Here is a 21670-nt window from a genome sequence, read left to right on the forward strand (position 1 = left end):
CGCTAGGCCCGGCGAGGCGTCTATGCCTTGCGTGTTGACGGACGTAGCGCTTGGGATACTCCCCTACGTAGGCTCAACTTTACCCTAGGCGTGTCCTGCAGACTGCATCTGGCGGAGTTCGCGCTTGAGTTCACCGACTTCGTCGCGGATCCGGGCAGCGATCTCAAACTGCAGTTCGGCGGCAGCCCCGTGCATCTGCTCGGTCAGCTGTTCGATCAGTCCCACCAGGTCTTCCGCCGGGGCCGCGGCCAGGCCATCTTGCCGCACTTTCGTGGCGCCCTTGCCCTTTCCGGTCCGGCCGCTCTTGCTGGTCGCCGCAAGAAGCTCACGGGTATCGGCGTCTTCGCGGGCAAGTTGGTCAGTGATGTCAGCGATCTTCTTGCGCAGCGGCTGAGGATCGACACCGTTGTCGGAGTTGTACTTGACCTGGATTTCGCGGCGGCGGTTGGTTTCCTCGATGGCCTTGGCCATCGAGTCGGTGATCCGGTCGGCGTACATATGGACCTGTCCCGAGACGTTTCGGGCGGCCCGGCCGATGGTCTGAATCAGCGAAGTGGCAGAACGCAGGAAGCCTTCCTTGTCGGCGTCGAGGATGCTGACAAGTGACACTTCAGGGAGGTCGAGGCCTTCGCGGAGCAGGTTGATGCCCACCAGGACATCGAAACTGCCCATGCGGAGTTCGCGGAGCAGCTCCACACGCCGAAGGGTGTCGACGTCGGAATGCAGGTATTGAACCTTGACTCCGTGGCCCAGGAGGTAGTCCGTGAGGTCCTCGGCCATGCGCTTGGTCAACGTAGTGACCAGGACGCGCTCGTCACGCTCCACCCGGGCCCGGATCTCGCCGAGGAGGTCGTCGATCTGGCCCTTGGTCGGCTTCACGATGACTTCGGGGTCGATCAGGCCGGTGGGGCGAATGATCTGCTGGACGGAACCGTCAGCCTTGCCGAGCTCGTACTTGCCGGGGGTCGCGGAAAGATAGACGGTCTGGCCCACTCGCTCCAGGAATTCATCCCATTTGAGCGGCCTGTTGTCCATGGCGGAAGGAAGCCGGAAGCCATGGTCCACGAGGGTGCGCTTGCGCGACATGTCGCCCTCGTACATGGCGCCGATCTGCGGAACAGTCACGTGGGATTCGTCGATGACCAGAAGGAAGTCGTCCGGGAAGTAGTCGATGAGGCAGTGCGGGGCGGTGCCTGAGCCTCGGCCGTCGATGTGGCGTGAGTAGTTCTCGATCCCGTTGCAGAAACCCATTTGCTGCACCATCTCGAGGTCGTAGGTGGTGCGCATGCGCAGCCTCTGGGCCTCCACCAGTTTGTTCTGGCCTTCGAGGACCTTGAGCCGTTCCGCGAGCTCGGCTTCGATGGCGGTGATGGCGCGGGACATGCGCTCAGGGCCGGCGACATAGTGCGAAGCCGGGAAGATGTACATCTCGGTTTCCTCGCGGATGACATCGCCCGTGACCGGATGCAAGGTGTAAATATTCTCGATCTCGTCGCCGAAGAACTCGATGCGCAGGGCCAGCTCTTCGTACATGGGGATGATTTCCACGGTGTCTCCGCGGACCCGGAAAGTGCCGCGGTGGAAGTCCATGTCGTTGCGGGTGTACTGCATCGAGACGAATTTGCGCAGGAGATGGTCCCGGTTCATCTCGGCGCCCTTGGTGAGCGTGACCATCCCGGCGATGTATTCCTCCGGGGTACCGAGGCCGTAGATGCAGGAGACGGTAGCCACAACGATGACATCCCTGCGGGTCAGCAGAGCGTTGGTGGCCGAGTGCCGGAGCCGCTCGACTTCCTCATTCACGGAGGAGTCCTTTTCGATGAAGGTATCCGTCTGTGGAACGTAGGCTTCGGGCTGGTAGTAGTCGTAGTACGACACGAAGTACTCCACCGCGTTGTTGGGCAGCAGCTCCCGGAACTCGTTCGCGAGCTGCGCGGCGAGGGTTTTGTTCTGGACCATCACCAAGGTGGGCCTTTGGACCTGTTCGATCAACCAAGCGGTAGTGGCACTCTTGCCCGTACCGGTAGCGCCGAGCAGCACGACGTCTTTTTCGCCATTGTTGATCCGTTCGGTCAGCTCCGCGATGGCGGCCGGCTGGTCACCTGCCGGCTTGAATTCGCTAATGACCTCAAAGGGCGCGACAACACGGTTGATCTCCTGGGCAAGACTCATGAATCCAATTTACCCCCGCCCGCGGACAGGTACTGTCCGCGTTTTCTAGCCTCGCGCCACGGAGTACGACGGCGGCTGCCACCCACTGCTCTCTGCCCAAGCATCCATGAGCGGCCAGGCGACCTCGGTAAACCATGGCTCCTTGGCTTCCGCATACGCCAGCGTCCGGCGGTCTCCGGCGTGCACCCCGGCGAGCTCCTGTTTCATGTCCGCATACATCTTCACGGCAACGGGGTCGGCGCGGAGCCAATCCCGGAACAACAACGCATAACGCCAGCCCGGGCTTCCAAGGACCCGGACATGGACGTTGGCGGCCCGTCCAGGGTCCGCGCTGCAATGGAAGCGTTTTTGCCAAGCCGAGGGATCCAGGTGCGGCGGCTTCGGTGTGTCACGCGCAGAAGCCTCCTGCAAGGGGAAACCGGCCGCGCCCAACGCCGGAGCTATCCGATCCGCCACTTCCAGCGAGGCCACGGTGACCTGCAGATCGACGATGTCTTTGGCGGGAAGCCCGGGAACGGCGGTTGAACCGATATGGTCCGCGCCGAGCACTTCCGGAGATGCTTTCCGGATCCTCGCAAGCAGCCGTTCGGCCTGCAGCGGCCAATTGGGGTCAGGTGGGGACAATACGGGCCCGCCTGATCGCGGCGCAGGTCGGCCCGCGGCAAGATTACGGGCGAAGGGTACCAAGCGCTCTTGCCACAAAGTGTCCACGAGCGCCGTGACGTCTTCGACGGTTCCCGAGTTTTCCAGCACGATGTCCGCTGCTGCCAACCGTTCATCCCTGCCGGCCTGGGCAGCCATCCGGGACACGGCGTCCTCGACCGTCATGCCACGGATTTCCGTCATACGCCGGATGCGTTCCTCGTCCGGCGCGTCAACCACCAACACCAGGTGGAAGTTGCTCCCCTGCCCGGTTTCGACCAGCAGCGGAATGTCCTGGATCACAACGTCTCCAGGATTTGCCGTGGCGAGCATCGCACCGGCCCGTTCCCTGACGAGGGGATGGATGATCGCGTTGAGGGCCTCCCGGCGATCCGGCTGGGCGAATACAATCGCACCGAGGCGCGGACGGTCCAAGCGGCCTTCGGCGTCGACGATGTCTTCACCGAACTCAGCCACGACATGGGCGAGGCCGGGCGTACCCGGCTCAACCACCTCACGGGCCAGCGCGTCGGCGTCGATCAAGACGGCGCCTAACTCCTTGAGCCGGGCAGAGACGAGTGATTTGCCGGAGGCGATCCCGCCGGTAAGTCCAATCTTCAACACCCCTCCACACTAGACTGGGTCGGTGGCAGATCAGGACGAAAGCCGAGCGACGGCGTACACAACGTTGGCGCTTGGTGACGATTTCCGCCACGAACTCGAGATCAAGCGTTCGCGCTTCATCACCGTAATGCGCCGCGCTTCCAACGAAGACGCCGCGCGCGCATTGGTGGCGGAACTGCGGAAAGAATTCCATGATGCCCGGCACCATTGCTCCGCTTTTGTCCTCGGTCCGGATCGCGTCATCCAGCGTTCCAACGACGACGGCGAGCCCTCCGGAACAGCCGGCATACCGATGCTCGAAGCACTCATCAAACGGGAAACACTGCCCGGGGTGACCGACCTCAGCGATGTCAGTGCCGTCGTCGTGCGCTATTTCGGCGGGATCCTTCTTGGCGCCGGCGGGCTGGTCCGTGCTTACTCCGAATCAGTCTCGGCTGCGCTGGACTCCGCTCCGCTGGTTCAGCGTCGCCGCCTGCGGATTTGCGCCGTGGCTGTGCCACACCAAGCTGCCGGAAGGTTGGAGAACGATCTGCGCTCGGCCGGCTTCGTCATGGCTGAAACAAGCTACGGGCCCACGGAGACCGTCCTGCGCTTGGCGCTGCCTGACGATCCAACGGCAATCGCTGACGCCGGCGAACGGCTTGCCGCCCTGACCGGCGGCGCATCGGGACTCCAATTGCAAGGAACGGAATGGGTCGACGTCCACGTGGACATGCCCTCCCCTGATCGCCGCCACTGGACATAGTGGGTATATGTCCAGTCCTTGCTGCGAAGGCGGGGCATGTCCCGTGGGAGCAAAGTGTTAAAGAAAGCGGCTCCCGCGATTCGTACTGAATCGCAGGAGCCGCTTTCATTCCGGCCCGGAATTCCGGACCAGTGGCAATTAGTTGCCGGTCAGCTTCTCGCGCAGAGCGGCGAGGGCCTCGTCGGATGCCAAAGTGCCCGCGGTGGACTCGGTGGCAGCCGGCTCGGAGGAGTAGCTGGTGGTACCGGAGTCGCTCTCGCCGGAAACGGCAGCAGCGGCGTCGTCAGCCGCGTGCTGGGAAACCTGCTTCTTGTGAGCTTCCCAACGTGCCTGGGCGTCAGCGTACTGCTGCTCCCAAGCGGCGCGCTGCGTCTCGTAGCCCTCGAGCCATTCGTTCGACTCGGGGTCGAAGCCCTCAGGGTACTTGTAGTTGCCTTCTTCGTCGTACTCGGCGGCCATGCCGTACAGAGCCGGGTCGAACTCGGTGCTGTCAGCGTCAACGCCCTCGTTAGCCTGCTTGAGGGAGAGGGAGATACGGCGGCGCTCGAGGTCGATGTCGATGACCTTGACGAAGAGCTCGTCGCCAACGGAGACGACCTGCTCAGCAAGCTCAACGTGGCGGACAGCCAGCTCGGAGATGTGAACCAGACCCTCGATGCCGTCCTCAACGCGGACGAAGGCGCCGAACGGAACCAGCTTGGTGACCTTACCCGGAACAACCTGGCCGAGGGCGTGGGTGCGGGCGAAGGTCTGCCACGGGTCTTCCTGCGTGGCCTTGAGGGACAGGGACACGCGCTCGCGGTCCAGATCCACTTCGAGAACCTCGACGGTGACTTCCTGGCCAACCTCGACAACCTCGGACGGGTGGTCGATGTGCTTCCAAGACAGCTCGGAAACGTGAACCAGACCGTCTACGCCGCCCAGGTCCACGAATGCACCGAAGTTGACGATGGAGGAAACGACGCCGGGACGGACCTGGCCCTTTTCCAGCTTGTTGAGGAACGTGGAGCGGACCTCGGACTGGGTCTGCTCGAGCCACGCACGGCGGGAAAGAACAACGTTGTTGCGGTTCTTGTCCAGCTCGATGATCTTGGCTTCGATCTGCTGACCGATGTACGGAGCGAGGTCACGGACGCGGCGCATCTCGACGAGGGATGCGGGCAGGAAGCCACGCAGACCAATGTCGAGGATAAGACCACCCTTGACAACCTCGATGACGGTACCGGTGACAACACCGTCTTCTTCCTTGACCTTCTCGATGTCGCCCCAGGCACGCTCGTACTGAGCACGCTTCTTGGAGAGGATCAGACGGCCTTCTTTGTCTTCCTTGGTGAGCACCAGGGCTTCGACCTGATCGCCAACGGAGACGACGTCCCCGGGATCAACGTCGTGCTTGATGGAAAGCTCGCGGGAAGGGATGACACCTTCGGTCTTGTAACCGATGTCGAGCAGAACTTCGTCGCGGTCGACCTTGACGACGATGCCTTCGACGAGGTCTCCGTCGTTGAAGTACTTGATGGTGGCGTCGACAGCTGCGAGGAAGTCCTCAGCGGTACCAATGTCGTTGATCGCGACTACGGGGGTACCGGGCTTCTCGGTGGAGGTGATGGTCATGTAGTAGGGGCTCCGTTGTGGATAGAGTATCGGTCAGGCAAACCGCCCGCTTTCCGTTCCCGGTCTGCAGGACACGGCAAAACGCCGGGTCATCCTGAATTGTGGATTATAAATTTTCGCGCACGTAGTACGCGCCCGTTTATTCTAGTCGTTCGCCGCAAGGAGGGTCAAAGCGGCAGCGTGTCACCAAGCCGCGCGAACGTCACACCGCGGTCCAGCAAACGGGGCAAAGCACGTTCATAGCCCTCCGCGGTGCCGCCGGCAGGTTGGTTGAAGTGCGAAATCACAACCTGTCCTGCGCCCTGCCCCGCGCCGATCTTGCCAACCTCCGTCGCCACAGTGAGGGCAGGGAATGTCGCCCCGCCGTCGCCGTTCACCGTGAAGTTCACCGGAACCAGTCCGAGGGCGTGGGTGATCGCCGCGGCAACATCGTCGAAGTAGGCCGTCCCCGGCCGGAAAAAGCGCGGCGCCTTTCCCAAAAGCTGCTCCATGGCTTCCTGGTTGCCCATGATTTCGTCGTACACCTCGCCCACGTTGGACGTGCCCGCGATGCCGTAGGCGGAACGCCCGCCGACGGAAAGCGGTTGGTGCCGGAACCCGTGGTTGCCCAGCTCGAACAAAGGATCGGCAGCGAGTTCGGTGGCCAGTCCGGGGTTGGCCTTGATCCAGCGACCGTTGACGAACAGGGTGGCGGGAATGTTGAGCTTGCGCAGCGCCTTCAGCAAGCGTTGATCGCAGTCTGTTCCCCGGGGTCCGCCGCAGGCGTCAAAGGTCAAAACCGCATGAGTTGACGCCGTCTTCGTGACTACGCCAGTGACGCCGAGCCCCCATTCAACGGGCTTGCGTCCTGAGAATTCTGCAACGATCTGTGCCTTCGACGGCGGCGCCGGCCGCGTTTCGGGCGCGACCGCGTGGGGGCCGACGACCTCCACGCCCGGCGTTGAAACCGGAGCCGGACGGGGGGCAGGGGTGGCGTCGGGCTGTTGAGCGCATGCGCCCAGGCCGGCCGCGGCTAGTCCGGCGGCAGCCAGCAACAATGACCGCCTGCCGGGCAGCGCTGATTGGCCGGTGGACTCGCCACCGGGTTGGAATTCCCCCATGGAATCCTTCTTCTGTCGTAGATCCTGCGGGTGAGATTCTTGCCTAGAAATGCGTCAGGCAGTGGGCGGGGCGTTCGACGGCGAACATCTGCTGGGCAGCCAATGTTGCGCCCGGCGTGTGCTCGCGGATCCGGCCTGCCGAAGCCAAGGTTACCGGACTGACGGCACCCAAATAGACGGACCCCAGATCCGTGACGTCCATGCTCAAGTCCGGGCTCGAATCCTGGCCCCCGCCGCTGGCGTCGCTGACGGTGACCACACCGCCGTCGGACGCCAATTCCCACGTGCCGTTCGCAAAACCGAGCTCGTCCCGGATCTCCAGCACCAAACGGCCATCGGCGCCATAGCGGCGAGCCGACAAGGCCGCAGGAGCATCCAGGACGCGCAACCACAACATGTCCCGATAGTCGGACGACGTGATGCAGCGACCGTCCACGAGCGCCCATGCCAGGGGATCTTCAACGGGAGCTTCAGGCCAGGAGACCTGCTCGACCAGGTCAATGCTGCCCAGGAATTGCCACAGCTCCAAGTACCCGGAGTCTGTTACGGCAACGAGGTCCACGATTGCCATGGTGTATGGCTTGGTGTCCCAGCCCGCGAACTTGTAGGAGACGTAGCCGTCAATGGTGCCGTCCGGTCCATAGTGGAGGGCACACTTGATGGCTTTGTCCTCCGTGCCATCGCGTTTCATGGCTCCGGAAATGTGATGGCGATAGGCGTCCTGCCGCACGATGGACCCAGGCGTCCCCTGGTGAACGCGCTCGAAAACCTCGGGAGCGAGTTCAAGAAGGATCCTGGGGTCTGCGATTTCCACCCTGCCAACAGGTTCGTGGTGGATGCGGAATTTCGGACCGGTGTCCACCTTGATGCTCCGCTCAAAGGTTGCGACACCAAACCCGAAACGGCCGTAGATGGATGCCTCGGAAGCCGTCAGGGCCGCCATGGCGAAGCCATCGTCCTTGGCAGCGGCGAGATCGGCGGTCATCATCCCCCGCAAGAGGCCGCGGCGCCGATGGGTTCCGCGGACGCTGACAGCGGTGATCTGGCGCGTCCGCAGTTCCTGGCCAAAACCAATGTTCAGCTTGTTTTCCAGCGTTCCGAACGTTGCCACCGGAAAGCCCGGGTTGAGGGCATGCAACGGGGGTTCATCGTTGACGTAGACGCCCGTCAGTTCACGATTGTCCGCTTGGTACATCGCGAGGATCTTGTCAATGAGCTCATCGCTTTGCTGCTCGTCGTGGAATCCAAAACTGACGGCCCGGAGCCAATCACGTGCCTGTCCGTAGTCCGGGTTCTCCTTGCCTACGGAACGAAAGCGCTTGACGTTGTATTTTTCGTTTGTTTCCTTGGGATCAGCCACGTCCCGAGCCTATCCAGACGGCACCGGGCACGCCACCGTAGCGGCGGCGTGGCCGGTGCAAGCCCCCAAAAACAGTGGACTGTTCCTCCGGCTAGTGCCCGGCGTCGTACCAGCTGGAGCCGACGCCGACCTGAACGTCCAGCGGGACCGTGAGCTGGGCTGCCGAACCCATTTGTTCGGTCACGAGCTTTTCCACCGCTTCGCGTTCGCCGTGGGCCACCTCGAGGACGAGTTCGTCATGGACCTGCAGGAGCATCCGGGACTTTAGCCCTTGGCTGGTCAGCTCGGCTGAAACTCCGAGCATGGCCCGCTTCATGAGGTCCGCCGCCGAACCCTGGATCGGCGAGTTCAGTGCAATGCGTTCGGCGATCTCGCGGTGCTGGCGATCCGTGCTTGTCAGGTCCGGAAGATAGCGACGGCGGCCTTCGATTGTGGAGGTATAGCCATCGATCCTGGCCTGCTCCACCACGCCACGAAGGTAGTCGCGCACTGCGCCGAAGCGGTCGAAGTAGTCCTTCATGAGGGTCCTGGCTTCGTCCACGGAGATTTCAAGTTGCTTGGACAGGCCGAACGAGGTCAGCCCGTAGGCCAAGCCGTAGGACATGGCCTTGACCTTGGAACGCATGGCACTGGTGACGTCTTCGGGTGCCACGTTGAAGATGTGCGAGCCCACGTAGCGATGCAGGTCCTCACCCTCCTTGTAGGCCTGGATGAGCCCCTCGTCGCCGGACAGATGCGCCATGATACGCATTTCGATCTGTGAATAGTCGGCCGACAACAGGCATTCGTAGCCTTCGCTGACGACGAAGATTCCGCGGACGCGCCTGCCTTCCTCACTGCGCACCGGGATGTTCTGCAGATTGGGGTTGTTCGAGGAGATGCGTCCCGTGGCCGCGACGTTTTGCGCGTAGGTCGTGTGGATACGGCCGTCCTCGGCCACCGATTTCTTAAGCGTCTCCAGCATCTGGGCCAGTTTGGAGGATTCCCGGTGGGCCATGAGTTGCACAAGGAACTCGTGGCCGGTCTTCTCCAGGAGCGCCTTCAATGAGGCGGCGTCGGTGGTGTAGCCAGACTTGATCTTCTTGGTCTTGGGCAAGCCAAGTTCTTCGAAGAGGACGGTCTGAAGCTGCTTCGGCGAGCCGAGGTTGACCTCGTGGCCGATAGCGGCAAACGCCTGCTCCTGGGCATTGTCGATCACTTTGGCGAGGTCGGCGAGCTGTTCGTTCAGACGGTCCATCGAGATGGAAATGCCTGAGAGTTCCATCTGGGCCAACACCCGTGCGACCGGCAGCTCAAGCGTGGTCAGGAGCGCTTCGGCCTTGCGCTCGGCCAACTCGCCTTCGAAGTGCTTGCTCAGCGTGTGCACGACGGCGGCCTGCTGCACGAGCGCGGTGGCTGCGGCCCCATCCGGTCCGTCACCGAGTTCGAGTTCCAGCTGGCCTGTTTGTGCCGCGGCCGTGGTGAGCGTGATTTTCAGGTGGTGCTGGGCGAGCTCGGAGAGTTCGTAGCTGCGGCGGTCCGGCTGGATCAGGTAACCCGAGATGGCGGTGTCATCCACCACGCCCTCCAGGCCCAATCCGCCGTTGTGCAGGGCCTTGAGCGCGTCCTTGAACTCGTGCATGACCTTGGCTTCTTCGGGGTCTCGAAGCCACTTGGCCAGGACTGTCTCGGCCGCGGCACCGAGCGACGGAAGGTCGATGTAGGCGGCACCATTGGCGCGCACGATGGCGAGGGCATCGGCGTCGTCACCAATCCGTCCGGGGACCAACTGCACGGCGACGGCGGCACGGCTCCCCGCGCCGGCAGCGAAGAACTCCTCGAGGGCGGCGGCGTCATCGAGGACGCTGTAGGCAGGGGCGTCGATGGTTTCCGGCGCCGCTCCGGCTGTGTCGTCTCCATAGAGCGCGAACAGCCGGGTGCGGAGCGTCCTGAATTCAAGGGTGTCGAACAGCGTCTCGACCTCTTGGCGGTTGGGACGCGGCTCCTCGAGGTCGGCGAGTGTCACAGGGAGCTGAAGATCGCTCAGGAGTTGGTTGAGGCGGCGGTTCCGCTTGACTGCGTCGATGTTTTCCCGCAAGGCTCCACCCACCTTGCCGCCGATCGAATCCACATTCTCCAGGATCCCGTCCAGGCCGCCATAAAGGTTGATCCATTTGGCAGCGGTCTTGGGGCCCACACCCGGTACTCCCGCGAGGTTATCGGCAGACTCCCCCACCAGCGCGGCGAGATCGGAGTAGCGGGAAGGCGGAACGAAGTACTTCTCTTCGATCGCCGCTGCGTCCATGCGAGGAATGTTGGAAACGCCCTGTTTCGGGTACAGAACGAACACATTGTCAGTGATGAGCTGGAACGCGTCGCGGTCCCCCGACACGAGGAGGACTTCGAAGCCGGCGGCGTCGCCCTTGGCCGCGAGTGTGGCGAGGATATCGTCCGCCTCGTAGCCGGGCATCTTGATGGTCTTGATGCCCCAGGCCTCCATGACCTGGTCGATGAGATCAATTTGCCCGCGGAATTCCGGCGGGGTTTCGTTGCGGCCGCCCTTGTATTCGCTGTACTCAGCCTTGCGGAACGTGGTGTCGTCGGAGACATCGAAGGCAACTGCCACGTGGGTGGGCTGTTGGTCCTTGATGAGGTTGATCAGCATCGAGGTAAAGCCATGCACGGCGTTGGTGTGCTGGCCCGAGGAGGTGGCGAAGTTCTCTGCCGGCAAAGCATAGAACGCCCGGAATGCCATGGAGTGCCCATCCAGGACCAGAAGCCGGGGACGTCCACCTGCCACCGTGCTGGCAGGGGTTGCTGAAGGGTCTGGTGCCGTTGCGGTGACAGTAGCCACAGGCGCTGACGTTTCGGTTGGAACTGAGTCCGGTTTGGTTGTTTCGCTCACAGGTGCCAGCCTAGTTGCCATGATGGACAATTTCACGCCGGGCCGGTTCACCGACGAACTCAATGCAGCTGGCGTCCCGCAGGAGCTGCATGGTTGGCTTTCGCGCTATGGGGTGGGATCGCTCGTGACGAAGATGGGCATCAAGTTCCTTGAACTGGGCCCCGAACGGACCGTCGCCACCATGCCGGTGGAAGGGAACACCCAAGTTGCCGGCATCCTCCATGGCGGAGCCCACGTAGTTCTTGCCGAGACTCTGGGCTCCTTCTCGGCCGCCTTGCATGCGGGAGCCGGACGCCATGTGGTGGGAATCGAGGTGGGTGCAACCCATCACCGCTCAGTAGCAAGCGGTCTGGTGACCGGCACATGCACGGCCATCCACCTTGGCGGCACGCTCGCGACACACGAAATTGTCATGACAGACGAACACGGGCGCCGGCTCTCGACGGCCCGGATCACCAACATGATCCGAGACAACAGGCCTCACTGACTCAGCGCGCCCCTTATCAGCCCGCCGGGATCACTGTGACCGCGCGGGGAACCGGTAACGCAGCTCCACTGCCGCTCCACCAAGGGTGCGCGACGAGACCAGCTCAAGCGGCGCCGTCGCGCTCTCCACGGGAAGCAAGCGCTTGCCGGAGCCCAAAGCGACCGGGATGAGCGTGACAATCATCTCGTCCAACAATCCCTCCTTGGCGAATTGGGCAACCAGGTTTCCGCCGCCAACCAGCCACACGTTCTTGTCGCCGGCGTCCGCAATGAGGTCGGGAGCGAACTCCTGGACCTCACCACGCACGAACGTGACGTCCGCGCCGGCCGGCGCGGCATATTCGCGGTGGGTGAAGATCCAGCATGGGACACCCGGGTAAGGCCATTTCCCGGGTTCATGTTCCATGAGCCAGCGATACGTCTGGCCACCCATGACAATGCAGCCGATGCCGGCCATGAAATCTTCGTAGCTTTCGGTGACGCCCTCGGCCTCTTCGAACTGGAGCAGCCAGCCGAGATCGTCTTCATTGGTGGCAATGAACCCGTCAAGAGAGGATGCCACGTAATACTGGAAATCCGACATGGCCTTACCCTACTCATTCAGCCGATGGGTTCCCATACTCCACGCGCACGCTCGAATCATCGCGCAGCACGACGACGCGGCCTTCCTTCAGCGTCCAGCCATCGTTGAGCAGGAAGATCCGTCCGCCGCTCACCACGAGCAGCCGGAGCCCCGTGTACCGGTACAGCGGCTCGGCCGGGGTCCCGGCGGTTTCCTCGTGGACATTGGGGGCGGTAACGGCTAGCCGTTCCTTGCTGTAGACGACGGCGGTGGGCAAGAGTCGGGAGCGTTCCTGGTAGTCGACGGCGGCTCCGCGTCCCAGTGCCTGGGCGTAGTCGGACGTGCCCCAGAACAGGAGGAGCGTGACAAGCACAAAGATGAAAGAACGCTCCAGCGCGCGGGGTGTCACGGTGAGGCTGCGCCCAGAGCCCGCGGCGGCCCGACGGCGCAGGCTCATTCCCCAGGTTCCCAGCAACAAGCCGCCTGCGATCATGTACGGCACGTAGAGGAGGATCCGCTCCGGCTGCGAAATGGTCAGGATCCACATGACGGCGGCGAAAAGGAAGCCGAGCACCAGCAGCGCCGTCGCGGTCCTTCGAATGGCGGGCCGGAACCGCTGGTCCGCGAGCAGCCTGTCCACGCCGCGGTCCGCCATGAGCCAGAGGAACCCGATAAGGGCCAACCAGGCAAGAGGGCGGAACAGCGACTGGATGCTGCGCAGGATGAAGTCCTGGACAGTGTAGCCAAAGAGACTCACGTCCAGGCCCATGGATTTTGCCTGCGCATCCGTGCGCGCCCAACCGAAATAGACAAGCAGCGCCGTGGCTACGGTCAACGGCGGCCCGATCACCGAGAGGACGTCAAGCGTCCGCTGCCAGCGGGACTCGACCAGGACCACATCCTGGTTGTTGGATTCCTTCTTGGCGGATTCTTCGCTCACGGTGAGGCCGTGCCGCTTGGCGATGGTTGGATTGGGCGGGGCGGTCCGGCTGTCGACGATGGCCCGGCGGTGGAGCCTGCCGACGATCCGACTGTGTCGTCGTAGAAGAATTGCACCGCGCCGTCCGCTTCGAGCGTGTCAGTGATGGTGACAGTGAAGGAATTTTTGGTTGTGGCCGCCGGCGTCTTGAAATAGACCGGCGAGTAGTCGCCGGCGCTGCGGGTCTCGACTCCGGAATCGACGCCGTCGATCTTCAACGAGCCCACCCGGACGTAGTAACCGTCCAGGCGCACCCAGGTCCCACCCGTGCGCGGTCCGCTGGGTCGTTGCAGGCCGGGAACAGGATTGAGGTTTTCATCAACCACCGTGAGGCCACTCAGATGGCGGGGGCACGATTCGCCCACCCCTGGCTGAAGGGGAACGGCCGATGTGGGGTTGCTCGCGTGGTATTCCACCATGCCCCGCATTACAGAGACGATGGCCAACTCGAGGCAGCGGTTCGGGGGAACCTTTGTCATTGCCGCCGTGGCAGCTGCCGCAGCTTGCCACGACTGACCTGTGTTGGCACGCAGCGCGTCACAGACCGCGGCAGCGGCCAGCCACACGTCCTTGAAGGTGGTGCCGTCGACGCCGGCGCGCAGGTTACCGCAGTCTTTTCCCTGGGCGTAGAGGTACATCCGCCCTTCCTGGGGATCGTTGGGACCGATCGGCCCGATCGGTACCCACCGCACCACAGGAGCCGCCGCCGGCGGCGGAACATCCGGGCCCGCAGGACCCCCAGGAGGCGCAACGGTGGGTTCGACGACGGCGGTCGATGCGGGCGCCGGCGCACCGGATCGGGCGGAAGCAGAGTCTTGAGCAGGGGCCGAATCTTGTGAAGGACCGGCGCAACCGCCCAGCATGGCGAAAATAGCAGGAAGGAGCAGGAATCCGAGGATTCGGTTCCGGGTCCGGTAGTTCATTTCAGCCCCCACCTGCCGAAGGCGGCGCATTGGCCCCTCCCAGGGGACCAATCAGCGTGCGCAGCTACACAGCCGATTATTCTCCCGAATGGACTTGACTGCCAGAGCTTGCGTTCCCGCGGGCGAGGCTATTTGGTGAAATACGGGACGATCAGATAGATCCCGAAAAACACGGCGATTCCGCAGGACGCGAAACACAGATAAGCAAGGGACCGAACGATTGCCGGCGATTTCTGCCGGGCGTCGCCCGCGATCGCCGTGAGGCGAACGCCGAGCGAATACAGCACTACCAAAAGCACGGCCGCCACCAGGGTTGCCCCGGCTACCTGCACCAGATCCAACCACTTCATGCCTGGATGTCCTTACTCATGCTCTGGGCGAGACTTTGTTTTCTGGCGTTCTTCTTGCGGAAGCGGACTGCGGTGCCGGCTTCCTCGACTTCGACGGCGTTGTGGTGGCCCACGTGCGACTTCCTCGAATAAATGAACATGCAGACGACGACGACGGCGCCCACGACTGCCGCGATAACCACGCCGATGGGGCCGATGCCGACAAGCAATGCCGTCAGGGCGCCCACGATGGCAGCTGCCGGGAGGGTGAAGAGCCATCCGGTGGCGATACGCCCCACGGTTCCCCAACGCACTGTGGTGCCTTTACGTCCAAGTCCCGAGCCGATAACCGAGCCGGAGGCAACCTGGGTGGTGGACAGCGCGAAACCCAGATGGGAGGAAGCGAGGATGGCCGAAGCGGTACTTGCTTCCGCAGCAAAGCCCTGCGCCGGTTTGACCTCGGTGAGGCCGGAGCCCATGGTCCGGATGATGCGCCAGCCGCCGGCGTAGGTTCCGATGGCGATGGCAAGTGCGCAGGCCCCGATGACCCAGAGCTGCGGACCGCTGCCGGCCCGCTGGGTTCCGGCAGCAATCAGAACCAGGGTGATGATGCCCATGGTCTTCTGGGCATCGTTGGTGCCGTGGGCCAGCGCGACCAGGCTGGAGGTGAAGATCTGTCCGGTGCGGAATCCACCGCGCTTCTGGGTCAGCTTGTCACCGGTTTCGGGGTCGTGCCGGGATGTCAGGGCGTAGGCGAGCCTGGTGCAGAGATAGGCCACGGCACCGGCAAGCAAGGGTGAGAAGATGGCCGGAAGAATGACCTTTTGCAGCACGGTATCGAAATTGACCGCGTGGAATCCGATTCCAACGATCGCCGCCCCGATGAGCCCGCCGAAGAGTGCATGGGAAGAGCTTGACGGCAACCCCTTGAGCCACGTGAACATGTTCCACAGAATGGCACCCATCAGCCCGGCGAAAATGATCTCGGGCGTGATATGGATGCCGTCCGTGCCCTCGCGGATGAGGCCTCCGGAAATGGTCTTCGCCACTTCGGTCGACAGGAACGCGCCCACGAGGTTAAGCACAGCGGCAAGAGCCACCGCCGTCTTGGGCTTGATGGCGCCGGTAGCGATCGGGGTGGCCATTGCGTTCGCAGTGTCGTGGAACCCGTTGGTGAAGTCAAAAAATAAGGCCAGCGCTATGACAAGCGCGACCATGAAGGTGATTTCCACCTGGTGCCCAATCTGCAGAGTCGACGATGCGCAGTTCCACTTCCCCGGGCCTGCCGTGCACAGCACTGTTCAGCGACCGTTCATCTGACTGCACTGGCGGAATTAACTATGGCGGGCGTGAAACCTTAAGAATCTTACGTGCCATTGCCAGCATGGCCAAACATCGATTCAGCCGAGGAATCGCCGAACAGCCTCGATATCGCTCCGCGACAGGCCACGCCGCGGATCCGGTGAGATCCAAAGCACACGGTCACCAAGGAATTCCGCCCAAGAGCGGGCTGCAGCCTCGTGGGCCAACTGATCATCCATCCACACGAAGCGTTCGGCTCCGGCCTCTTGGACGTCCTTTTGCAAAACGTCCAGCTTCCACCAATCGGCGGTCTGGTCCCAGCCGTCACTGGTCAAGACGGGCCAATGTTCACCGTGGAGACCGATTGCCGGACACAGGAACTCCGGGGCGAGCCGCTGCCATGTGGTCAGCCAGACAAACCTCGCTGCGGGGTGGGCGGCCAGGGCGTTGAGCTCGTCAACCAGCTCGGCGGCATAAACGACGTCCAGTATTCCGGCGTCGGCGATTTTCCATTCAGTACCCCAATCGGTGAAGCCCATGGGACCAAAGGGGTTCACGACGCCGTCGACGTCCAGATACAGCGTAACGATGCTCACAGGCCCCCTCCCGGACTTGGCAATAAGCCCAGCGTAAGACACAAGAGCGCCGACTGCGCGGGCTCGATCGGGGGAACATTTTAAGAAAATTCACTATCTTGACGTCCGTCATAGAAGTGATACTATCGAGGCATGGAAAACCGCACCGGCCACTCCGCCCAAAGCATCAGGCCCATCGAGGATTCGGTCCGCACCGACTTCAGCCAGGCCATGTCCTACGGCGGGTATCTGGACCTTGACCGCCTCCTCACTGCCCAGCACCCGCTGAGTACACCGGAACACCATGACGAATTGCTGTTCATCATCCAGCACCAAACCAGCGAACTGTGGCTCAAGCTCGTCCTGCATGAACTCCTTGAAGCCCGCCGGCTCCTCGATGCGGACAATCTTGCCAAGGCCCTCAAATGCATCGCACGCGTCAAGGCGATCCAGCGGACCATGACCGAGCAGTGGTCGGTCCTGGGCACACTCACTCCGCGCGAGTACTCCGAATTCCGTCGCTTCCTAGGCAGTTCCTCGGGCTTCCAGTCCCACCAGTACCGCGGCGTTGAGTTCATCCTGGGCAACAAGAACCGCGATATGCTCCGGGTCTTCGAAAGTGATCCCGCAGCTCACAGCCAGCTCAGCGCGCTCCTCGAACAGCCGACTCTCTACGATGCCTTCCTCGCGGTACTGGCGCGGGCCGGCTACGCCGTCCCCGCCGAAATCCTGGAACGTGACAAGAGCCAACCATGGACGTTCCAAAAAGACCTTGTCCCGGTCTTCCAGGAGATCTACGAATCCGAGGCCACGCCATGGGGTTTCTATGAGGCGTGCGAAGACCTCGTGGACATCGAGGACAATTTCCACGCTTGGCGTTTCCGCCACTTGCGCACGGTGCAACGAACCATCGGCTTCAAGGTGGGTACGGGCGGCTCCTCGGGCGTCGACTTCCTCAAGCGGGCACTTGACCTGACATTCTTCCCGGAGCTTTACGCCGTCCGCACCGAGATCGGCAACTGAGCCCCCAAACAAGACCTCAAGCAACACGTCCAGCAACCGCAACAGAAATTTCTTCAGGAGAGACTATGAACAGCCTGCAGCAAACCCAACGGCCGACGTCGGGCGAACTCGACGCCACCGATCCCCTCGCCGAACAGCGTGAGGCCTTTTACGCCCCCGAAGAGGGGCAACTCGCCGCCTATCTCGACGGGAACTCGCTCGGGCGCCCGCTCAAGACCACGTCGGCGAAGCTGGCTTCATTCGTCCAAGATGCATGGGGCAGCCGCCTTATCCGGGGCTGGGACGAACAGTGGATGGACGAGCCCACCCGGGTCGGCGACCGGATAGGCGCCGTCACGCTCGGCGCGGCCGCCGGTCAGGTCACCGTGGGCGATTCCACCTCCGTCATGCTCTACAAACTCATCCGTGCCGCAGTGGACGCCCAACCGGGCCGCGATGAAATCGTGGTTGATCGCGACAACTTCCCCACTGACCGTTTCATCATCGAAGGCATCGCGGCGGAAAAGGGCGCCACCATCAAGTGGGTCGACTCCAACCCGGCCAGCGGCGTCCGGACCACAGACCTTGAGGGACTGCTCAGCGAACGGACCGCCGTCGTCGTCCTGAGCCACGTAGCGTACCGTTCCGGCTTCCTTGCGGATGCTGAGGCGATCACTGCGTTGGTCAAGGACGCCGGTGCGCTCATGCTTTGGGACTTGTGCCACTCAGTGGGCTCAGTGCCTCTCGAACTTGACGCCTGGGGCGTCGACCTTGCGGTGGGTTGCACGTACAAGTACCTCAACGGCGGCCCGGGCTCCCCCGCGTTCGCGTATGTCAACGCGGCGCAGCAAGACCGCTTGCAGCAGCCCATTTGGGGGTGGATGGGCGCCGACAACCCTTTCGGCATGACGGAAAGCTACACGCCCGCCAAGGGAATCCGCCGCTTCATCACCGGCACTCCGCCCGTTCTCGCCATGCAGCCACTCAAGGACATGGTGGAGCTCATTGCGTCCGTCGGGATGGACGCTGTGCGGGAGAAGTCCATCAAGCTCACCGAATACGCCGTCGCCCTGGCCGAAGGCATGCTGGTCCCGCTGGGCGCCGAGATTGTCAGCCCGCGCAACACCGCAGAGCGCGGCTCGCACATCACGGTGGACCATCCCCTCTTCGGCGAGGTCACCCAGAAACTTTGGGAGCTGGGGGTCATCCCCGACTTCCGTCCGCCGCACGGACTGCGCATCGGTCTCTCGCCGCTCAGCACGAGCTACGCCGAGGTTGAGCTGGGCGTGACCGCCATCCGGGACGCCCTCGCCGAGCTCTTGTGAGTGCTGTCCTTGATGACATGGACTCCCGTCCCGGGAGCACCACGTCGTTGCTGCGCACGGTCATCGGCCTTTACCTGCGCGATGCCGGCGGATGGATGTCCACTAAGCACATCATCGCCCTCATGGAGGCCCTCGGGGTCTCCGCGGCTGTGACCCGGACGGCCTTGTCACGGTTGAAAAAGAAGGAAATCGTCCTTCCCCAGCTGCGTCAGGGTGTTTCCGGCTTCGCCATCACCGACGGCGCCGCGGCCATGCTTGCCCGCGGCGACCGCAGGATCTACAACCCCCGGCTGATGTCGTCCGGGGACCGTTGGTGCCTCGTGTCCTTTTCCATCCCGGAAACAGAACGGGAAAAGCGGCACCAATTGCGGCGCAGGCTGCACTGGATTGGCTGCGGCACGGTGGCCGCGGGGCTGTGGATCTGCCCGGATTCCCTGCGCGAGGAGGTGGAGGAGATCCTGGAGGACCTTGAGTTGCGCGGCATGGCCACGGTGTTCGTCACGGATGCCCCCCTGGTTGGCGGCAGCCTCCGCGATGCCGCCTCCGCTTGGTGGGATCTCGACGCAGTGGCGGAACTGCACCGCGACTTCATCCGGCATCATGGTCCCGACGGCGGCAGCTCGGGTAACGGTTCCGGCGGCGGCTCGGACGATACTCACCAGCTGATGGGAGCCTCTCCCGAGGCGTCGGCCGAAACCTTCGCCAGCTATGTCCGATGCATCGACCGCTGGCGGATCATCCCGTACCTGGACCCAGGGCTGCCGGCTGAATTCCTGCCCGAGGATTGGCCCGGCATGGCAGGAATCGCCTTGTTCGAGCGCCTCGGGGCCGCCTATTCACGGCCGAGCGCGGACTTCGTACGAGGGACACTGGAGTCATAGGGGGCTGGAACCGGTGATCACCCACAGCACCAGGAGTAGTCTGGAAGCATGAACTTCCCCGATGGTGGACGGTTCGCGAGGTTGCCATGACTCGCCCCTGGTTGCGCTGGTTGCCGGCCGCGATGGTTCCGGTAGCTCTTGCTGCCGCAGCCCTGGCTGGTTCCTACCAGGCGGGCGCTGCGACGAGCCTGCCGCACAAGACGGCCGCGGAAGTCATCGCCATGATCGGGCGCTCCGAAGTCCGTGCGTTGTCTGGAACGCTCCAGCAGAATTCCGAACTGGGGCTCCCCCAACTCCCCTCCACCGGACCTGCTGCCACCCAGGGTCCAGCTTCCGTGATCGAGCTTTTGAGCGGTTCGCACACGGCCCGGGTCTACGTGGACGGCCCCTCCAAAGCCAGGTTCCAGGTGATGGACATGCTCGCCGAGCGCGATCTGGTCCGCAATGGCAACGATCTCTGGCTCTACAACTCGGCCGACAACAGCGCGGCGCATATGACGCTGCCTGCGGAGCCAGCGACCGGCAGCCCTGCCCCGCACGCGACACCAACCCCTGGAATGGCCACACCTGACGTCGTCGCGCAGCACTTCCTCGCCGCCGTCGAGCCCAGCACGGAAGTGTCCGTGGGCGATGGAACCACGGTGGCCGGGCGCACGGCCTACCAGTTGGTGATCAAGCCACGAAGTACCGGAACGCTCGTCGACTCCGTGACGATCGCCGTCGATTCTGCCTCCGGCCTGCCGCTCGGCGTCGATGTGCGCGCCCGGGGCCAGGCCGCAGCAGCCTTTTCGCTTGCCTTCACTGACGTGAACCTGTCCGCGCCCGACGCCGGTCTGTTCAGTTTCACTCCACCCCGCGGTGCCGCCGTGGAAGAGAAGGCAACTCCTCAACTGCGTGCCCTGCCCGGAAAGACCGGCCAGGCACCACAGACGAAGGCAGCAGCTGGCCGGCCCACAATCACGGGCAGCGGCTGGGACGCAGTGATCAGCTTGCCGGCAGGCACAGTGCCCACTGATGTCCGGGCTACCCCGATGTTCGCCCAGCTCACCCAGGCAGTGCCGGGCGGGCGCGCGCTGACCACCAGCCTGGTGTCTGTTCTGATGCTCGACGACGGCCGCGTCTTCGCGGGAATGGTGCCACTTGAGCGGCTGCAAGCTGCAGCCGCCCCGCAATGACGGAGGCATCCCCGCCAGCTGACCTGGCGATAGAAACACGGGGCCTCAGCAAGCAGTTCGGCCACCGGGCCGCGGTGGACGGAATCGACCTGGCAGTTCCCCGCGGATCCGTCTTTGGCTTCCTCGGCCCCAATGGTTCCGGCAAGACCACCACCATCCGTTTGCTGCTTGGCCTGGCGTCCGCCACAAGCGGCAACATCCGGGTCCTTGGCGGGGAAATGCCACGCCAACTGGCAGCCGTCCTGCCCCATGTTGGCTCCTTAGTGGAGGGGCCGGCTTTCTACCCCTTCCTGTCCGGGGCCGCGAACCTGCGGCGACTGGACAGCGCCGACCTGCATGCCTCCCCGTCAACCCGGGCCGCGCGGGTTAACGAAGCACTCGAGCGCGTCGGGCTGTCCCACGCCGCAGGCAAGAAAGTCCGCGCCTACTCCCTCGGGATGAAGCAACGCCTCGGGATCGCGCATGCGCTGCTGGGGCCGAGGGAGCTGCTTGTCCTCGATGAACCCACCAACGGCCTGGATCCACAGGGCACCAGGGAAGTGCGCAGCCTGGTCCGCTCCCTCGCCGCCGGAGGCACCACGGTATTTGTTTCAAGCCATCTCCTCGCGGAGGTAGAGCAGATGTGCACGCATGTGGGCGTCATGAGCGTCGGCAAGCTCGTGGCACAAGGGACCCTGCACGAACTCCGGGCCGCAGGGCAGGCCACCATCCGGCTCCACACGCCTGATGTTGAGGCCGCCGTCCGTGTCCTCTCGAGGCTCGGCCTACAGTCTGAACTATCGGCTCCGTCGGCCGGCTCGTCCGGTCCCGATGGCCAGAGTCTTGTCAGTACCGGTTCACCGGGGCACGATGTGGCGCCCGAGGCGATCGTGGCGGCCCTCGTCGCCGACGGCGTCAGGGTCCGGGGCTTTGGCGTAGAGAACGCCAGCCTGGAGGAGCGCTTCGTCTCCCTCACCGGAGAGGGGTTCGACATTGCTGGCTGAACGCGGG

General features: G+C 63.4%; 19 protein-coding genes. 7 read left to right on the plus strand and 12 right to left on the minus strand.

From position 1 onward, the window contains the following. Window positions 1–84: 84 nt before the first annotated feature. Entirely contained in the window at window positions 85–2172 is a 2088-nt protein-coding gene (gene uvrB, locus OOZ51_RS03780) for an excinuclease ABC subunit UvrB (protein ID WP_265977582.1), read from the minus strand. 45 nt (window positions 2173–2217) lie between these two features. Further along, window positions 2218–3438, minus strand: a complete 1221-nt coding sequence (coaE, locus tag OOZ51_RS03785) for a dephospho-CoA kinase (protein WP_265977583.1) — start codon at window positions 3436–3438, stop codon at window positions 2218–2220. 22 nt (window positions 3439–3460) lie between these two features. Between coaE and OOZ51_RS03790 the strand changes: the two genes are divergently transcribed. Further along, window positions 3461–4183 carry an IMPACT family protein gene (locus OOZ51_RS03790; RefSeq protein ID WP_265977585.1) on the plus strand — a complete coding sequence of 241 codons (723 nt, stop codon included), beginning with the start codon at window positions 3461–3463 and terminating at the stop codon, window positions 4181–4183. Window positions 4184–4321: 138 nt separating this feature from the next. On the opposite strand, the gene rpsA is transcribed toward OOZ51_RS03790, so the two are convergent. The 4 genes from rpsA to polA all read right to left on the minus strand — a co-directional run bounded on the left by rpsA (window position 4322) and on the right by polA (window position 10991). Next, window positions 4322–5797: a 30S ribosomal protein S1 gene (rpsA, locus tag OOZ51_RS03795; RefSeq protein WP_265977586.1), complete on the minus strand. Its 1476-nt coding sequence runs from the start codon at window positions 5795–5797 to the stop codon at window positions 4322–4324. Window positions 5798–5964: 167 nt separating this feature from the next. After that, entirely contained in the window at window positions 5965–6897 is a 933-nt protein-coding gene (locus OOZ51_RS03800; protein ID WP_265977587.1) for a polysaccharide deacetylase family protein, read from the minus strand. 43 nt (window positions 6898–6940) lie between these two features. Next, window positions 6941–8257 (minus strand): GNAT family N-acetyltransferase, encoded by a 1317-nt coding sequence (locus OOZ51_RS03805; protein ID WP_265977588.1) that lies wholly within the window; start codon window positions 8255–8257, stop codon window positions 6941–6943. Between the two features lie 91 nt (window positions 8258–8348). After that, window positions 8349–10991 (minus strand): DNA polymerase I, encoded by a 2643-nt coding sequence (gene polA / locus OOZ51_RS03810; protein WP_265977654.1) that lies wholly within the window; start codon window positions 10989–10991, stop codon window positions 8349–8351. A 169-nt stretch (window positions 10992–11160) separates the two neighbouring features. Between polA and OOZ51_RS03815 the strand changes: the two genes are divergently transcribed. After that, complete coding sequence (locus OOZ51_RS03815; RefSeq protein WP_265977589.1) at window positions 11161–11628, plus strand: hotdog fold thioesterase; 468 nt, start codon at window positions 11161–11163, stop codon at window positions 11626–11628. A gap of 30 nt (window positions 11629–11658) precedes the next feature. On the opposite strand, the gene OOZ51_RS03820 is transcribed toward OOZ51_RS03815, so the two are convergent. The 6 genes from OOZ51_RS03820 to OOZ51_RS03845 all read right to left on the minus strand — a co-directional run bounded on the left by OOZ51_RS03820 (window position 11659) and on the right by OOZ51_RS03845 (window position 16318). After that, window positions 11659–12210, minus strand: coding sequence for a dihydrofolate reductase family protein (locus OOZ51_RS03820; RefSeq protein WP_265977590.1), 552 nt, complete (start codon window positions 12208–12210; stop codon window positions 11659–11661). Between the two features lie 13 nt (window positions 12211–12223). After that, a complete protein-coding gene (locus OOZ51_RS03825; RefSeq protein ID WP_265977591.1) occupies window positions 12224–13129 on the minus strand; it encodes a hypothetical protein in 906 nt (301 codons plus the stop codon). Then, complete coding sequence (locus OOZ51_RS03830; RefSeq protein ID WP_265977592.1) at window positions 13126–14121, minus strand: hypothetical protein; 996 nt, start codon at window positions 14119–14121, stop codon at window positions 13126–13128. Before OOZ51_RS03830 ends, OOZ51_RS03825 begins: the two co-directional genes overlap by 4 nt. A gap of 98 nt (window positions 14122–14219) precedes the next feature. After that, a complete protein-coding gene (locus tag OOZ51_RS03835) occupies window positions 14220–14441 on the minus strand; it encodes a hypothetical protein (protein ID WP_265977593.1) in 222 nt (73 codons plus the stop codon). After that, the gene (locus tag OOZ51_RS03840) at window positions 14438–15652 is read right to left on the minus strand and encodes an inorganic phosphate transporter (RefSeq protein ID WP_265977594.1); all 1215 of its coding nucleotides are present in this window, start codon (window positions 15650–15652) and stop codon (window positions 14438–14440) included. The genes OOZ51_RS03835 and OOZ51_RS03840 overlap by 4 nt, the downstream gene beginning before the upstream one ends. Window positions 15653–15820: 168 nt before the next feature. Then, a complete protein-coding gene (locus tag OOZ51_RS03845) occupies window positions 15821–16318 on the minus strand; it encodes an HAD domain-containing protein (protein ID WP_265977595.1) in 498 nt (165 codons plus the stop codon). A 132-nt stretch (window positions 16319–16450) separates the two neighbouring features. Here OOZ51_RS03845 and kynA point away from each other — a divergent pair, with 132 nt between their 5' ends. The 5 genes from kynA to OOZ51_RS03870 all read left to right on the plus strand — a co-directional run bounded on the left by kynA (window position 16451) and on the right by OOZ51_RS03870 (window position 21663). Beyond that, a complete protein-coding gene (kynA, locus tag OOZ51_RS03850; RefSeq protein WP_265977596.1) occupies window positions 16451–17320 on the plus strand; it encodes a tryptophan 2,3-dioxygenase in 870 nt (289 codons plus the stop codon). A gap of 65 nt (window positions 17321–17385) precedes the next feature. Then, on the plus strand, window positions 17386–18624 hold the full coding sequence (locus tag OOZ51_RS03855) for a kynureninase (RefSeq protein WP_265977598.1): 1239 nt from the start codon (window positions 17386–17388) through the stop codon (window positions 18622–18624). Beyond that, on the plus strand, window positions 18621–19505 hold the full coding sequence (locus OOZ51_RS03860) for a PaaX family transcriptional regulator (protein WP_265977599.1): 885 nt from the start codon (window positions 18621–18623) through the stop codon (window positions 19503–19505). The genes OOZ51_RS03855 and OOZ51_RS03860 overlap by 4 nt, the downstream gene beginning before the upstream one ends. 86 nt (window positions 19506–19591) lie before the next feature. Further along, complete coding sequence (locus OOZ51_RS03865; RefSeq protein WP_265977601.1) at window positions 19592–20680, plus strand: LolA family protein; 1089 nt, start codon at window positions 19592–19594, stop codon at window positions 20678–20680. Further along, window positions 20677–21663, plus strand: a complete 987-nt coding sequence (locus OOZ51_RS03870; protein ID WP_265977602.1) for an ABC transporter ATP-binding protein — start codon at window positions 20677–20679, stop codon at window positions 21661–21663. Before OOZ51_RS03865 ends, OOZ51_RS03870 begins: the two co-directional genes overlap by 4 nt. Window positions 21664–21670 lie beyond the last annotated feature (7 nt).

This window comes from Arthrobacter rhizophilus (genome assembly GCF_026241105.1).
GTDB lineage: Bacteria > Actinomycetota > Actinomycetes > Actinomycetales > Micrococcaceae > Arthrobacter.

Bases quoted from the DNA above. Each gene is read 5' to 3' on its own strand.
- uvrB (WP_265977582.1), bottom strand. From the start codon at position 2,172: ATGAGTCTTGCCCAGGAGATCAACCGTGTTGTCGCGCCCTTTGAGGTC.
- rpsA (WP_265977586.1), bottom strand. From the start codon at position 5,797: ATGACCATCACCTCCACCGAGAAGCCCGGTACCCCCGTAGTCGCGATC.
- OOZ51_RS03800 (WP_265977587.1), bottom strand. From the start codon at position 6,897: ATGGGGGAATTCCAACCCGGTGGCGAGTCCACCGGCCAATCAGCGCTG.
- polA (WP_265977654.1), bottom strand. From the start codon at position 10,991: ATGGCATTCCGGGCGTTCTATGCTTTGCCGGCAGAGAACTTCGCCACC.
- OOZ51_RS03815 (WP_265977589.1), top strand. From the start codon at position 11,161: ATGATGGACAATTTCACGCCGGGCCGGTTCACCGACGAACTCAATGCA.
- OOZ51_RS03820 (WP_265977590.1), bottom strand. From the start codon at position 12,210: ATGTCGGATTTCCAGTATTACGTGGCATCCTCTCTTGACGGGTTCATT.
- OOZ51_RS03830 (WP_265977592.1), bottom strand. From the start codon at position 14,121: ATGCGCCGCCTTCGGCAGGTGGGGGCTGAAATGAACTACCGGACCCGG.
- OOZ51_RS03835 (WP_265977593.1), bottom strand. From the start codon at position 14,441: ATGAAGTGGTTGGATCTGGTGCAGGTAGCCGGGGCAACCCTGGTGGCG.
- kynA (WP_265977596.1), top strand. From the start codon at position 16,451: ATGGAAAACCGCACCGGCCACTCCGCCCAAAGCATCAGGCCCATCGAG.
- OOZ51_RS03855 (WP_265977598.1), top strand. From the start codon at position 17,386: ATGAACAGCCTGCAGCAAACCCAACGGCCGACGTCGGGCGAACTCGAC.
- OOZ51_RS03865 (WP_265977601.1), top strand. From the start codon at position 19,592: ATGACTCGCCCCTGGTTGCGCTGGTTGCCGGCCGCGATGGTTCCGGTA.
- OOZ51_RS03870 (WP_265977602.1), top strand. From the start codon at position 20,677: ATGACGGAGGCATCCCCGCCAGCTGACCTGGCGATAGAAACACGGGGC.